At 61.0% G+C, this 14,604-nt stretch carries 10 protein-coding genes; 9 read left to right on the forward strand and 1 reads right to left on the reverse strand.

Annotated features, from left to right (window positions below):
- The first annotated feature begins 21 nt into the window (after positions 1 to 21).
- The 3 genes from PPRO_RS08575 (at position 22) to PPRO_RS08585 (ending at position 4,447) form a co-directional block, all read left to right on the forward strand.
- Complete coding sequence (locus PPRO_RS08575) at positions 22 to 1,653, forward strand: SpoVR family protein (protein ID WP_011735609.1); 1,632 nt, start codon at positions 22 to 24, stop codon at positions 1,651 to 1,653.
- Between the two features lie 13 nt (positions 1,654 to 1,666).
- On the forward strand, positions 1,667 to 3,958 hold the full coding sequence (locus PPRO_RS08580; RefSeq protein WP_011735610.1) for a serine protein kinase PrkA: 2,292 nt from the start codon (positions 1,667 to 1,669) through the stop codon (positions 3,956 to 3,958).
- Between the two features lie 141 nt (positions 3,959 to 4,099).
- Positions 4,100 to 4,447 carry a YtxH domain-containing protein gene (locus PPRO_RS08585; protein WP_011735611.1) on the forward strand — a complete coding sequence of 116 codons (348 nt, stop codon included), beginning with the start codon at positions 4,100 to 4,102 and terminating at the stop codon, positions 4,445 to 4,447.
- Between the two features lie 138 nt (positions 4,448 to 4,585).
- On the opposite strand, the gene yrfG is transcribed toward PPRO_RS08585, so the two are convergent.
- Entirely contained in the window at positions 4,586 to 5,257 is a 672-nt protein-coding gene (gene yrfG, locus PPRO_RS08590; protein ID WP_011735612.1) for a GMP/IMP nucleotidase, read from the reverse strand.
- Between the two features lie 171 nt (positions 5,258 to 5,428).
- Between yrfG and miaB the strand changes: the two genes are divergently transcribed.
- The 6 genes from miaB (at position 5,429) to PPRO_RS08620 (ending at position 14,601) form a co-directional block, all read left to right on the forward strand.
- Complete coding sequence (miaB, locus tag PPRO_RS08595) at positions 5,429 to 6,751, forward strand: tRNA (N6-isopentenyl adenosine(37)-C2)-methylthiotransferase MiaB (RefSeq protein ID WP_011735613.1); 1,323 nt, start codon at positions 5,429 to 5,431, stop codon at positions 6,749 to 6,751.
- Positions 6,752 to 6,778: 27 nt separating this feature from the next.
- Positions 6,779 to 8,476, forward strand: coding sequence for a glutamine--tRNA ligase/YqeY domain fusion protein (locus tag PPRO_RS08600; RefSeq protein ID WP_011735614.1), 1,698 nt, complete (start codon positions 6,779 to 6,781; stop codon positions 8,474 to 8,476).
- On the forward strand, positions 8,473 to 9,363 hold the full coding sequence (era, locus tag PPRO_RS08605; protein ID WP_011735615.1) for a GTPase Era: 891 nt from the start codon (positions 8,473 to 8,475) through the stop codon (positions 9,361 to 9,363). The genes PPRO_RS08600 and era overlap by 4 nt, the downstream gene beginning before the upstream one ends.
- Positions 9,364 to 9,417: 54 nt before the next feature.
- Positions 9,418 to 10,764 (forward strand): ribosome biogenesis GTPase Der, encoded by a 1,347-nt coding sequence (gene der, locus PPRO_RS08610; RefSeq protein WP_011735616.1) that lies wholly within the window; start codon positions 9,418 to 9,420, stop codon positions 10,762 to 10,764.
- A gap of 78 nt (positions 10,765 to 10,842) precedes the next feature.
- Positions 10,843 to 12,441: a response regulator gene (locus PPRO_RS08615; protein WP_011735617.1), complete on the forward strand. Its 1,599-nt coding sequence runs from the start codon at positions 10,843 to 10,845 to the stop codon at positions 12,439 to 12,441.
- Between the two features lie 78 nt (positions 12,442 to 12,519).
- Entirely contained in the window at positions 12,520 to 14,601 is a 2,082-nt protein-coding gene (locus tag PPRO_RS08620) for a chemotaxis protein CheA (protein ID WP_011735618.1), read from the forward strand.
- The last annotated feature ends 3 nt before the right edge of the window (positions 14,602 to 14,604 follow it).

Genomic DNA, 14,604 nt, shown 5'->3' on the forward strand with positions numbered 1-14,604 from the left:
TGCACGGAAGAGAGACGCTGTATGGAACTGATCAACCAGCATACCAAGAGGATCATGGAGGGGTGCAAGGAGCGTGCGCGCTCTGCCGGCCTCAGCTTCACCGATGAGAGTCTGGAGTACTTGGTCACCAACCGCGATCTGCTGGAACTCTCACCCAAGGTGATGATCCCGACCCTGTATGACTACTGGGTGCACGACGTGGAGGTGCTGCGGGAGAAGGGAAAGTACGAACTCTACCCCCACAACCCCTACGAAACGGTGATCAACACCCGGCCGCCCATATCCTTCTACAACGACAACAACCCGGACTGGCTGAACGTGATGATCTTCTACCATGTCCTGGCCCACATCGATTTCTTCCAGAATAACCTCTACTTCCGCCATACCTGGGACTACGACTTTACCGGCCAGGCCCTCTCGGACAAGCGGGTTATCGCCAAGCTGCGCGCCGAGAAGGGGCGCTGGGTGGATTACGTGATCGAGTTTGCCCGGGGAATCGACAACCTGGTGGATTTTCACGGCGGCCTGACAGAGCTGTTCATGCCCCGGGGGGCTGGGTGCTCGTCCCGACTGAACTACTACTTTGACGTCTTTCTGCAGAGCGTGAAGAAGGTCCCGGTCAGCGACTACTTGAAGGAGGTCAGCCGCTACAACGACTGCCTGAAACACGACGCCCAGCTGGGCGAGAAGAGCTTCTTCGTGGAGGCCGAGCGGCGCTATCCCGAACTGGAGGCCCATTTCAGTCGCTGGGAGCGCCAGGACAAGCCGGTGGTCCGACGCGACCTGCTGCGCTACCTGCTGGACCACTCGTCCTTCCTCGCCAGGGACGAGAACGTCTGGATGCGGTCGATCCTGGAGATCGTGCGCAAGACATCCGTGTTTTTCCAGCCCCAGATAAGGACCAAGATCATGAACGAGGGGTGGGCCAGCTACTGGCACGAGCAGCTCTTCCTTAAGGACGACCGCATCCGCGGGCATGAGGTGGATTTCGCCCGGGTTCACGCCGGCGTCACCTCCATGCCGCGGGTGGGTATCAATCCCTATGCCCTGGGCATGCGGCTCTTCTGCCAGATCGAGGAGCAGGCCGACAAGGGACGTTTCTCCTTTGACTTCCAGCGTCTGGCCGACGCCGACAGACGCAGGCATTTCGATGCGGGTACCGCCTCGGGAGGGGACTACATCTTCTCCGTGCGCGAGAACCTGTGCGATTACCTGTTCCTGAAGAACTACCTGGATCAGGATTTCTTGGATCGCTACAAGCTGTTCGTGGCCGGGAAGCGCCTGGACCAGCAGCGCATGGTCTGGCAGTACTATGTCAAGAGTCGCAGGGCGGACGACTATCGAGCCATGCTGCTGGACTCCCTGTACCATCCTCCGGTCATCACCGTGGACCAGGAAAAGGGGGTCGAGGGCTCACTCTACCTGGTGCATGCCTTCGAGGGAAAACAACTGGTGCATGAGTACATCGCCAATACCCTGATGGGAATCGAGTATCTGTGGGGTGGGCCGGTGCATCTGGAAACCAGCGATGCCAGACTGGCCGCCACACCTTCGGGCCCCGGCAGCCCGGAGGGAGTCTCGGGCAGGGTGGTGGCCTGGCAACGGGTGCTGTACTCCATGAATGAAAAGGTACTGTCCAGAAAGAATCTCTGACCGGTGAACCAGCATGTCAAACGTCGATAAAGCCCTACGGCACCTGAACCGCAAGATCAGCGAACGAGAGCAGAGCCAGACCATCGGCTTCGACGAGTTCCTGAGAATCCTGGCCACGCGCCCCACTTCAGTGGTGCGCAATGTCTTTCAGACATTCCATGACATGATCCACGGCTATGTGGGTGTGGGGGTGGACGAATACCCGGACGACCCGGAGTCGATCAACTACGTCAACTACGATTGCGCCAACCTGTTCGTCAAGGATACGGATCACCCCTTCTTTGCCGACCGCCTCTTCGCCAACCGCCTGATCAACCATGTGGATGCCATGAAGAGCAGCGCGCGCCAGAACAAGATCTACATCTTCGAGGGGCCTCCCGGTTCCGGCAAGAGCACCTTCCTCAACACCCTGCTGCTGAAATTCGAGGAATACGCCAACAGTGCGGCGGGAATGCGCTACGAGGTGGTCTGGAGACTGGACCGGCGCCTGCTGGCGCGGATCAACGAGACCCAGCTGTCGTCGTTCGTGGACCGTCTCACCAACCTGCTGGACGAATACGAGCTGGGTCAGGCCGATCAGCTGGAGATGAAGAAGGGAGAGGCGTACAGCAGCGATTACGTGGAGATTCCCTGCCCTTCCCACGACCACCCGCTGCTGCTGATTCCCAAACGGGACCGGCGCACCTTCTTCGACGAGCTCTTCAAGAACGACGAGTTCAAGTGGAAGCTCTTCACCGACAAGGAGTTCGAGTGGGTCTTCCGCGAGACCCCCTGCACCATCTGCAGCTCCATCTTCAACGCCCTGATCCAGCGCATGCCCACCTCCATGGACATCTACCGCATGATCCACGCCCGCCCCTATCGCTTCAACCGCCGACTGGGGGAGGGAATAACGGTCTTCAATCCGGGCGACAGGCCGATGAAGCAGAACATGATCACCAACGAGCAATTGCAGCGCAAGATCGACGTCCTGCTGGGGGACAGCAACGCCGTCAAGTATCATTTCTCCAGTTTCGCCAAGACCAATAACGGCATCTATGCGCTGATGGACGTGAAATCCCACAACTCCGAGCGGTTGCTGGAGTTGCACAACATCATCAGCGAGGGGATTCACAAAGTGGAGGAACTGGAGGAGAACGTCAAATCGCTCTTCATTGCCCTGATGAACCCCGAGGACGAGAAGGCCATCGAAGGGTTCCCGTCATTCAGCGACCGCATCGAGTTCATCAACATCCCCTATGTCATGGACCTGCACACCGAGGTGGAGATCTACCGCAACACCTTCGGCAAGCATATCGACGAGAGCTTCCTGCCACGGGTGCTGCACAACTTCGCCCGCATCATCATCGCCACCCGCATGAACAAGAAATCGCCGGCCATGCTGGAATGGATCGAGAATCCTGCCAGCTATGCCAACTACTGCGATGAAAACCTGCTGCTGCTCAAGATGGAGATCTACTGCGGACACATCCCTCCCTGGCTGACCGAGGAGGATCGCAAGCGCTTGACCGCAAAGCGACGGCGCCGGATCATCGACGAGTCGGAACAGGAAGGGGTGACCGGCTTCTCCGGCCGGGACTCCATCAAGCTGTTCAACGAATTCTATTCCGCCCATGCCCGCAAGGACGGGCTGATCTCCATGCAGAGCCTGATCAGCTACTTTACCAAGTGGCGCACGGACTTAAGCGAGATGCTGCCGGAACACTTTCTGGATTCGGTGGTAAAAAACTACGACTACGGTGTTCTCCAGGAGGTCAAGGAGTCGCTCTACTACTACAACGACGAGCAGATCTCCCGCGACTTGCTCAACTACCTGTTCGCGCTCAACTTCGAGTCGGGTGCGGTGACGTTGTGCAGCTTCACGAACGACAAGCTGGAGATCAGCGAGGATTTCCTGCGCTCCATCGAGGGGCGCCTGATCGGCATGGATATGGCCGACGAGGCGCGACTGGCCTTCCGCCGGGAAACCCAGAAGGAGTACGCCTCCCGCACCCTGACCCAGGAGATTCTGGCTTCCGGGAAGGATCCTCGTGAGACGGGGCTGTTCCAGGCGCTCCACGAACGCTATGTGCACAACCTGAAGGAGAAGGTGCTGGAACCGTTCGTGGACAATGAGAATTTCCGTCGGGCCATCAAGGATTTCGACACCGAAGCGTTCAAGACCTATGACAAGCGCATTCGCGATGACGTGACCTTCCTGATCAACAATCTCTGCGCATCCCGCCTGCACTACAGCAAGCAGAGCGCCAAGGAGGTCTGCGTCTACGTCATTGATCAGGACCTGGCCCGCAGGTTCTCTTCCTGATCGGTAGGGGGTGAAATGCCTAAGCATGGCGTTACTACTGCATTGTAATCGAGTCGGTACCAATCGTAGGGGCGACCCGGTGTGGTCGCCCAATCTGCATACTGGAATACTGGAACAAAACAGCATAAAAAGGAGGCTGATATGGAAGAGGAACGGAAAAGCAGACGAGTTGCGGCTGGGGCATTGCTGCTGGTGGCGGGCGGGATCATCGGTGCGGGTGCGGCCCTGCTGATGGCGCCCCAGTCCGGACGCAGGACCAGGCGCGATATCTCCCGCTGTGCCCAGAAGGTTAAGACGCGGGCCGACGAGAAGATGGAGGATATCGCGGTGAGCATCTCCGATCTGGTGGAAACGGTGGGGGAGAAGACCGATGACCTGCTGGACAGGGGCAAGGACCTCGCCGGCGGCACCCGCAAGGAGCTGATCCGGTTGATCGAGGAGGGGGCTTCGGCACTGGAAAAATTCCGCGCCAGACTGCGCAGGATGTAGGTCAGCGACCGTGTGACTGCCGCGGGATGGAAGAGAGCCGGATGGCAATTGAGACATGTCGCCATCCGGCTCTTGTAGTGTCTGGGTTCGGGAGGTGGAGGTAGCCTCCGTTCGCTCCGGATGACGAGTAACCGTGTTTCAGCCCGCCTCGCCGAAACCGGGGATCAGCTGGCTGAAGTAGTGGATCGACTGGTAGGTTGACGACGGCTCTGGCTGGAGCCGGGAACTGAAGCGGCTGATGTACACCAGGTATCTGATGCCGAAGCGCGCGGCGGTGCCCAGATTGGTCTCGCTGTCCTCCCCCAGCAGGGTCCTCCTGGGATCATAGGGGATGAAGCGCCGCAGTTCGCCCCAGAAACGGTCGTCCTCTTTGGGGAGCCCCACCTGGTGGGCGGAGACAATGCCGCTGAAATAGGGTCCTAGCATGGTCTTTTTCATCTTCAGGTCGAGGGTCTTGGAGTGGGCGTTGGTGACCAGCCAGGCGTGCTTTCCGTGCTGGCGCAGAAAGAGCAGGAACTCCACCACGTAGGGGTGCACGGCGATCAGGTGCTCGACCTCCTTCTTGAGCAGCGGTATATCCAGGCGCAGGTGGCTCGACCAGTAGTCCAGGTCGGTCCAGTTGAGGGTGTTCTCCTGGGAGTTGAACAGGGCATAAAGATGCTTCTTAGCCTGCTCCAGCGAGGTTTTGTTCCGCTCGGCCCAGCGCCGGGGGACGTGCTCCAGCCAGAAGTGGTCGTCAAAATGACGGTCCAGCAGTGTCCCGTCCATGTCCAGCAGGACGGTGTCGATGTGTTTCCAGTCGATGTTCATGGGAATGCGGTTCTCCGTCAAAGCCATTATGCGTCAGTGTTTATCTGTGCGCTCCGCTACCATAGCAGAGCCGGGATGAAATGGACAGTTTGAAACGGCTTCCGGGATAGGGCTGGGTCAATCCATTGATTGACTTGGAGCGTTTCGTTCGCGTATATATATTCGTTCGCCATGACTCAGAACTACGTATACATCGAAACTTTTGGCTGCCAGATGAATGTGAACGATTCCGAGCGAATCCTGACCATGCTGGCCGATATAGGCTATGTGCCGACCCAGGAGCCGGCCCGTGCCCGCTTGATCCTGCTCAATACCTGCAGCGTGCGTGCAGGGGCCGAGGAAAAAGTCTACCGTCGCCTGGAAAACCTGGTGGTACTCAAGCGGCACAACAGTCGCCTGATCATCGGCGTCGGCGGCTGCGTGGCCCAGCAGGAGGGCGAGGCACTCCTGGAGCGCATCCCCAAGCTGGATCTGGTCTTCGGCACCCACAACCTGCACCTGCTGAACGACATGGTGCTGGCTGCCGAGCGGGGCGAGCGGAAGAGCGAGACCTCCTTTATCGACAACGACCAGCGCCTGGACCTCTTTCCCCCCATCAGGGGGACGGCTCGGATCAGCAGCTTCGTGACCGTCATGCAGGGGTGCGAAAACTACTGCTCCTACTGTATCGTGCCCTACGTGCGGGGACCGGAGGTCAGCCGCCGCTCCGGGGATATCCTCCGTGAGGTTCGGCAACTGGCTGATCAGGGGGTACGGGAGGTGGCGCTCCTGGGACAGAATGTCAACTCCTACGGCCTGAAGAGCAGCGCGGAGCCAAGCTTCGCTGAGCTCATCAGGCTGGTCGCCGCCGTGGACGGCATCAGGCGCATCCGCTTCTTCACCTCCCATCCCAAGGACATGTCCCCCGAGCTGATCGCCTGTTTCGGTGATCTGCCGGCCCTGTGCAGCCAGCTCCACCTGCCGGCCCAGTCGGGAAGCGACAACGTGCTTGCACGCATGGGACGGGGCTATACCCGTGAAGAGTACCTGGAGAAGGTCCGGGCACTGCGGGCGGTCCGTCCCGACATCGTCTTCACCGGCGACATGATCGTCGGTTTTCCGGGCGAAACCGAGGAGGAGTTCCAGGAGACCCTCTCCCTGATGGAGGAGGTACGGTACATCGACCTGTTTTCCTTCGCCTATTCGCCGCGCCCCGGTACCAGGGCCGCGGAGTTGGCCGACGACCTGTCCCGCGGGGAAAAGCAGAGTCGCCTGGAGCGGTTGCAGGCGCTCCAGAAGCGCACCACCATGGAGATCAACGATGTACTGCTCGGTACGCGCCAGACCGTGCTGGTGGAGAGGGAGGGAAAACGCCCCGGCCAGATCTCCGGCAAGGCCGACAACGGCCGCACCGTCAACTTCAGCGGCGACAGGAGCCTGATCGGTACCTTCGTCGATCTGCGAATCATCCAGGTGTTCCAGAATTCGCTCCTGGGGGAACTGCTCCCGGGGTGACCAACTTGAAATCTTCAGAGGGAAACCATGTCAACAGAAAGCGTAGCTCCATCCAACTTCCTCCGTACGATCATCGATGACGACCTGAAAAGCGGCAAGCACGGCTCAATCGTGACCCGTTTCCCGCCCGAGCCCAACGGATATCTGCACATCGGCCATGCCAAGTCCATCTGCCTCAACTTCGGCCTGGCCCGGGACTTCGGCGGCCGCTGCCACCTGCGCTTCGATGACACCAATCCGGCCAAGGAGGATAGGGAGTACATCGAATCCATCAAGGAGAGCGTGCGCTGGCTCGGTTTCGACTGGGGAGAACACCTGTACTATGCTTCCGACTATTTCCAGCAGCTCTACGACTGGGCCGAGTACCTGATCCAACAGGGCAAGGCCTATGTTGAGGACCTGAGCGCCGAGGAGATCCGCGCTCACCGCGGCACCCTGACCGAACCGGGAAAGGAGAGTCCCTTCCGCAATCGCTCCGTTGAGGAGAACCTGACCCTGTTCCGCGCCATGAAGAGGGGCGATTTCCCCGAGGGGAGCAGGGTCCTGCGAGCCAGGATCGATATGTCCTCCCCCAACCTGAACCTGCGCGACCCGGTGCTGTACCGCATCATCCACGCCCCCCACCCGCACGTGGGGGACAGCTGGCGCATCTACCCCATGTACGACTTTGCCCATGGCCAGTCCGACGCCATCGAGGGGATCACCCACTCCATCTGCACCCTGGAGTTCGAGGACCACAAGCCGCTCTACGAGTGGTTCCTGGACAACCTGCCGGTGCCGGCCCGGCCGCGGCAGTACGAATTCGCCCGCCTCAATCTGACCTACACGGTGATGAGCAAGCGCAAGCTGAACGAGCTGGTCACCCAGCGCATCGTGGGTGGATGGGACGACCCCCGCCTGCCGACCCTGATGGGGCTGCGCCGGCGCGGCTACACCCCCGCCTCCATCCGCGCCTTCTGCGAGCGCATCGGCGTCGGCCGCGGGGACTCCTGGATCGACATGTCGGTGCTGGAGGAGTGTCTGCGCGAGGACCTGAACGAACGGGCGCCGCGGGTCATGGGAGTGCTGAAGCCCCTCAAGGTGGTCATCGACAACTATCCCGAGGGGCAGGTGGAGGAGTTCGAGGCTGCCAACCATCCCCAAAAGCCGGAGATGGGCAGCCGCACGGTCTCCTTTTCCCGCGAACTGTTCATCGAACAGGACGACTTCATGCAGGAACCGTCTAAGGGGTTCTTCCGCATGGCCCCGGGCAAGGAGGTGCGCCTGCGTTACGCCTATATCGTGCGCTGCACCGGCGTTGTCAGCGACGACAACGGCGTCGTCACCGAGGTGCACTGCCAGTACGACCCGGCCTCGCGGGGGGGGACCGCCGCTGACGGCCGCAAGATCAAGGGGACCATCCACTGGGTGTCGGCCCCCCATGCCGTTGCTGCCGAGGTGCGGCTGTTCGACTACCTGTTCAACGACGCCAATCCGGACAGGGGAGGGGTGGACTACAAGCAGTTCCTCAATCCCGATTCGGTGGAAATTCTGACCAACTGCAAGCTGGAGGCGAGCCTGGCCACTGCCGGCAGCGACACCCAGGTGCAGTTCGAGCGCCTGGGCTACTTCCGCACCGACTCCGGGGACTCCCGGCCAGGCAGACTGGTCTTCAACCGTAGCGTGACCCTGAAAGATACCCGCGCCAAGAAGCTAGACATAAAGGAACAGCATTCAACCATATGAAAAACAACGTCAACAGATTCGGCTATGTCTCCATCGTCGGTCGTCCCAACGTGGGCAAGTCCACGTTGCTCAACCGCATCATCGGCGAGAAGATCGCCATCACCTCGGACAAGCCGCAGACCACCCGCAACCGCATCCAGGGGATTCACAACATCGCCAACGGCCAGATCGTCTTCATCGATACCCCCGGCATTCATGCCTGCCATTCGCGCCTGAACAAGGGGATGGTGGACGCCGCCCTGGCAGCACTGCGGGGGGTGGACCTGCTGCTTTTGGTGGTGGATGCGGGGGGCGCGATTGACGACCGGCTGGTGCGCGACGTCCTGGGCGGCACAGGCACGCCGGTCATGCTGGTGCTCAACAAGGTCGACCTTTTGGCTGACAAGCGGGTTCTGCTGGAGAGAATGGCGGCCTGGTCGCAACTGTACCCCTTCCGGGAGATCCTGCCGATCTCGGCCGGAAGCGGCGAGGGGGTGGATGGGCTGATCGAGACGGTCTGCGGCTACCTCCCCGAGGGACAGCCCCTGTTCCCCGACGACATCCTCACCGATCTGCCGGAGAGGTTCATCGTGGCCGAGATGATCCGCGAGAAGATCTTCCGCCTGACCCGCGATGAGATCCCCTATTCCACGGCTGTCACGGTGGAGAGCTTCACCGAGCGCCCCAATGGCGTGGTGGCCATCTCCGCCGCCATCTGCCTGGAACGCCCCAACCAGAAGGGGATCATCATCGGCAAGAAGGGGGAGATGCTGAAGAAGATCGGCAGCCAGGCCCGCCACGATATCGAGCGACTGCTGGGAACGCGCGTTTTTCTGGAACTGTTCGTCAAGATCGAGGAGAACTGGAGCGAGCGCACCTCGAAACTGAGAGAGTTCGGCTACGAGTAGGGAACTGCTTGAGATCGGCGGCCATTTAAGAGTTCAACCCCTGGAAGGAAACACATGAAACCTCTCGTCGCCCTGGTGGGCCGTCCCAATGTGGGCAAATCAACCCTGTTCAACCGTCTCTTGGGCCATCGCCGCGCCATTGTGGACGATACCCCCGGCGTCACCCGTGACCGCAACTACGCCCTGATCAATCGCTTCGAGAAGCCGTTCATCCTGATCGACACCGGCGGGTTCGAGCCGGTTACCGAAGACCGGCTGCTGCAGCAGATGCGCGAGCAGTCCAGCCTGGCCATGGAAGAGGCCGACGTGATCATCTTCATGATGGACGCCCGCAGCGGCCTGACGCCGGCCGACGTGGAGGTGGCTAACATGCTGCGCCGCGTCAAGAAGCCGGTCATGTACGTGGTCAACAAGGTGGATGGCGAGAAGCTGGAGAACGATTCCGCCGAGTTCTACTCCCTGGGGGTGGAGAACCTGTACACCATCTCTGCTGAGCACAACCGCGGCGTGTACGACCTGATGGATGACCTGCTGGAACTGCTGCCCCTGGACAGCGGCCCCGAATCCGGCGAAGAGATCACCCGCATCGCGGTGGTCGGGCGCCCCAACGTGGGCAAATCATCCCTGGTCAACCGCCTGTTGGGGTTCGAGCGGGTGGTGGCCAATCCCACTGCCGGCACGACCCGCGATTCCGTCGACACGCTGTTCATGTGCAACAAGAAGCCGTACCTGCTGATCGACACCGCCGGCATCCGCCGCAAGGGGAAGACCACCGAGAAACTGGAGAAGTACAGCGTGGTGGATGCCCTGCGCAGCATCGAGCGGGCCGATGTGGTGCTGGTGGTGCTGGACGCCACCCAGGGGGTGACGGAGCAGGACGAGCGCATCGCCGGATACGTGCACGAGGCGGGCAGGGCGTGTGTGTTCGTGCTCAACAAGTGGGACGCCATCGAAAAGGACAACAGCACCTTCGGCCTGTACGTGGACAAGGTCAGGACCGGTTTTAAGTACCTGGCCTATGCGCCCATCGTCTTTGTTTCGGCCATGACCGGCCAGCGCACCGCCAAGGTCATGGAATCGGTGGACGAGGTCATGGAGCAGTTCAGCCGCAGGGTGACCACCTCCGACCTGAACCGCGTCTTCTCCGAAGCCACCAGTTCCCACCATGCGCCGCTGGCCCATGGCCGGCGGGTAAAGTTCTATTTCGCCACCCAGGTAACCACCCGCCCTCCCTGCTTCGTCGTCTTCACCAATCAGCCTGACAGCATCCACTTCTCCTACGAGCGCTACCTGATCAACCAGTTCAGAGAGGCCTTCGGTTTCAACGGCACCCCCTTGAGGATCATTTTCAGGGGGAGGGAGAAAAACAGCCCCTCACGCAGGCCTGTTAAGGATTCATAAGACTTTACTTGCCCGATTCGATGGGATATATTTTCGGCATTTATCTTCTCAATCACACGTGAAACGGGGCAGCGGGGCATGAGTCTTGTCGGAAACCTGGAAGAGCTCGATCTTGGCGAGATACTGCAGATCATCGGCCTCAGCAGGAAATCGGGAACCCTTTCCCTGCGAAGCACGGGGTGCGAGGCGGTTATCGTATTCAGCCATGGCCAGGTCGTCCGTGCCTCCTCCAGCCAGTTCCCCCAGAGTTTGGGGGAACTGCTCACCACAAGCGCCGTCATTGATCCCATCGTCCTCCGCAAAGCCCTGGCCCTGCAGCAGTCCGAGGGCTTTCTGGAACGCCTCGGCGCCATCCTCGTCAAACATTTCAACATCAACCCGGAGGTGATCGAAGAGGTTGTGGCTCGGCAGGTGGAGAAGGTGGTGCTCTCCCTGTTCGATCTGACCAGCGGCTCTTTCGATTTTCAGGTTCAGGACCTGGTGGAAACGGTCTATGACACCAGGATGGACCCGCTGCAGTTCATGCTCAAGCAGGGGCTGAATCCGCAATTGCTGGCCATGGAGGGGGCGCAGGAAGAGAGGCGCCGGGTCGATGACGGAGAGGCGGTTTTTGAGCGCCCGGACGGCCGCGTGGTGGCGGAACCGCGCAACCCGCTGGTGGTGGTTGATGACGACGCGCCCACGCTGCAGGCCGTAACCGCCGGGTTGCGGGAAGCTGGGTATGAGGTTTTTCCCTTGGAGCACAGCGAGGATACGCTGATCACGGTGGAGAGCCTGCTACGTAGGGGCAATCGTCCCACGGTCCTGATCGACCTGATCATGCCCAGGATGGATGGAACCGGAGTCCTGGGGGGGATCGAGCTGATGGAACAGCTGCAGGGGAATTTCGGCGATCTCCCCCTGATCCTGATCAGCGACTACCGCTACGGTGAAGCCGAGGCCCACGCCCTTGAGCGTGGCTGTCCTCTACTCATCAAGCCGCGGCGCTCGGAGATCACCAGGCCGGAGGTGCTGGGTGAATTCATCGATCTGCTGCTTTTTGAGATCAACCGCATGAACGGTGAAGCGGAAGCGTCCCGGGAGCGGAAAAACGTTAACCTGGGGGATGAACTGCGCCTGGAGATGGAAGATGACGCAGCCCCAGCCCCGTCCAGCGGTGAAGCCGCGAGCGGGGCTGATGCGCTGTTGGGGGGGATGCTGGAGGAGCTGAAGAACGCCGATACCCAGGGGGGCGTAGCGCTCCTACTGCTGCGTTTCGCGGCGGAATTCGTGAACCGTGCCGTGGTATTCGCCGTGCATGACATGATTGTTTCCGGTGTGGGGCAGTTCGGTATCTGCGAAGGCGCGATCACGGGGGACGAGCGGGTGCGGGCCATCAACTTCCCCCTGGGATGGGACTCCATGTTCCGGGAAGCGGGAAAAAGCGGGCGCTCCGGCATATTCACGCCGGCCATGACTCCGCTGGACTGCCAGATCCTCAAACAACTGGGGGGCGACACGCCGGCGGAAGTGTTCATCGGACCGATCATGGGCAGCTCCGGCCTGATCGGTTTTCTGTACGGCGATAACCTGCCCGATGGCGGGCCGCTCAGCGGGACTGAAACCCTGGCCATGTTCCTGGCCCTGGCCGGCAGCGCCATGGAACGGGGATTACAGCCGTCGCGGGGTCGCGCGTGATAACCGGTTCGCTCCCCCCGCTTTTTTGTCTGGCCGTTCCTTGTCCTCCCCTTGCCCCGGATTTCATTGCTGACGCGCATGACGATCGATCGCGGTGAAGCGTTGCACGACCTCCCCCAGGAGTTCCTGGCAGAGGCAGAGGAGATTGTCGACCATCTAGCCGCCGACCTGGCCGACCTGGCCGATACGGTGGGAGGGAAGGGCGAGGACCCCGATCTGCTCAACGCCATCTTCCGCGCTGCCCACTCCCTGAAGGGGCTGGCCGGGCTGTTCGGTTTCAGCGCCATCTGCGAACTGTCCCACCAGATGGAGAGCCTGCTGGACCGGCTGCGCCTGGGAAGACTTGAGCTGGAAAAACCGGTCATGTGGCTTTTGTTCGAGGCGCAGGCGCTTCTCAAGTCGCTTTTGCGGGATGTGTCCGAAAGCGGGCAAACGGCCCATGGCGATGAGATCGCCGCCTGCGGCGCCAGGATCGATGCAACCCTTTCATCTTCCACGGAACCGGAACAGAGCCCCCCTTTGGATCGACTCGGCCTGCCCGATGAACGGCTCTCCTCTCTGACCGAGTACGAACAGCACCGCCTGCGCGAGAACCTGGAGAAGGGGAGGAAGCTCTACTCCATCCATGCGTCCTACGATCTGGCCAGCTTCGACGACCAGCTGACCCGGCTCTCCGATGCCCTGAAGCGCCATGGCGAGATCATCAGCACCCTGCCCGGCGCCGGTGACGACCCGGATAGGGAGATAGGCTTCGACATCCTCTTCGGGTCGGCCGAAGATGAGGAAGAGCTGCGGCAACCCCTGGCGGGCGGGATCGTCTCCGTTGTGAGCCTGCCCCCTTCCTGTTCCTTCCCTCCGGCTGCAGAGGAAGAGGCGGTGCCTCCCTCCGCGCCGACGGAGGGCGTCCCGACCCAGCCAGGGCTTGCGGAATTGGCGCTCCCCACGGCCCGGGACGAGGCGCTTTCCGCCAAGAGCGTAAGTCGAACGGTTCGTGTGGATATCGCCAAGCTGGACGAATTGATGCACATCGTCGGCGAGCTGTCCCTGGCCCAGACAACCATCAGCGATATCGCCCTGCGCATGCGCCACCGGGAGTTCTCGCCAGTGGCAATGGATCTGGTCAAGGCATCGCGCCAGTTGGAGCGGAGACTGGCCTCCCTGCGCAAGGGGGTGGCGGAGATCCGCATGATCCCGGTGGGGCAGCTGTACGAGAGAATCTCCCTGATTGTGCGCACCGTTGCCCGCCAGCAGGGCAAACTGGTGGAGCCCAGATTCTTCGGCGGCGAGACGGAACTGGACAAGCTGATCATCGAAGAGATCTCCGATCCGATGATGCACATCGTCAGAAATGCCGTTGATCACGGTATCGAGACTCCTGCGAGTCGGGCTGCCCTCGGCAAGCGGCAGAGTGGGGTGATCAGCGTTTCCGCCCGCCAGAAGGGGAACCATGTGATCATCGAGGTGGAGGATGACGGAGGCGGCATCGATCTGGAGAAGATCAGGGCCATTGCCGGGCGCAACGGGCTTGTGCCCCATGGGACAGGGCTCTCCGACGGGGAGGCTCTGGAACTCATATTCCAGCCCGGGTTCTCCACCAGCGACCAGGTCAGCGACGTTTCAGGGCGCGGAGTGGGGATGGACGTGGTCAGAAACAACATCGCCGCCATCTCCGGCATGATCGATGTGGAAACCGTCAGGGGCAAGGGCACCCGCTTCAGGATCACGCTTCCCATTACCCTGGCCATGATCAGGGCGCTGATCGTCTCCTGCGCTGGCAGAAACTATGCCCTGCCGATCACGGCGCTGCACGAATCACTGCTGGTGACCGCCGGCGACATCCGGGAGAACGGGGAGGGCGAGGCCATCCAGGTGCGCGGCGCAACCCTGCCGCTGCTCAGGCTGGAGCGCTTCTTGGGCCTTGAACGTCCGCAGGGGTGGCCGGACGAATTCTACGTTGTCGTGGCGGGAATGGCGGAGATGCGCATGGGCGTGGTGGTTGATGATCTGCTGGGGCAGGAGGATATTGTGATCAAATCCCTGGGCGATCCGTTCAGGGGGCTCAAGGGGATCTCCGGGGCCACCGACCTGGGGGAGATGGGCACCATTCTTGTGCTGGACCCGGCAGCCATGATCGCCGCGTCAGCCAAAAACGGGATGTGACGC

This window comes from Pelobacter propionicus DSM 2379 (genome assembly GCF_000015045.1).
Classification (GTDB): Bacteria; Desulfobacterota; Desulfuromonadia; order Geobacterales; family Pseudopelobacteraceae; genus Pseudopelobacter; species Pseudopelobacter propionicus.

Coding starts and splice junctions, on each gene's coding strand:
- der (WP_011735616.1), top strand. CDS start 9,418: ATGAAACCTCTCGTCGCCCTGGTGGGCCGTCCCAATGTGGGCAAATCA.
- PPRO_RS08615 (WP_011735617.1), top strand. CDS start 10,843: ATGAGTCTTGTCGGAAACCTGGAAGAGCTCGATCTTGGCGAGATACTG.
- yrfG (WP_011735612.1), bottom strand. CDS start 5,257: ATGAACATCGACTGGAAACACATCGACACCGTCCTGCTGGACATGGAC.
- PPRO_RS08585 (WP_011735611.1), top strand. CDS start 4,100: ATGGAAGAGGAACGGAAAAGCAGACGAGTTGCGGCTGGGGCATTGCTG.
- era (WP_011735615.1), top strand. CDS start 8,473: ATGAAAAACAACGTCAACAGATTCGGCTATGTCTCCATCGTCGGTCGT.
- PPRO_RS08580 (WP_011735610.1), top strand. CDS start 1,667: ATGTCAAACGTCGATAAAGCCCTACGGCACCTGAACCGCAAGATCAGC.
- PPRO_RS08620 (WP_011735618.1), top strand. CDS start 12,520: ATGACGATCGATCGCGGTGAAGCGTTGCACGACCTCCCCCAGGAGTTC.
- PPRO_RS08600 (WP_011735614.1), top strand. CDS start 6,779: ATGTCAACAGAAAGCGTAGCTCCATCCAACTTCCTCCGTACGATCATC.
- miaB (WP_011735613.1), top strand. CDS start 5,429: ATGACTCAGAACTACGTATACATCGAAACTTTTGGCTGCCAGATGAAT.
- PPRO_RS08575 (WP_011735609.1), top strand. CDS start 22: ATGGAACTGATCAACCAGCATACCAAGAGGATCATGGAGGGGTGCAAG.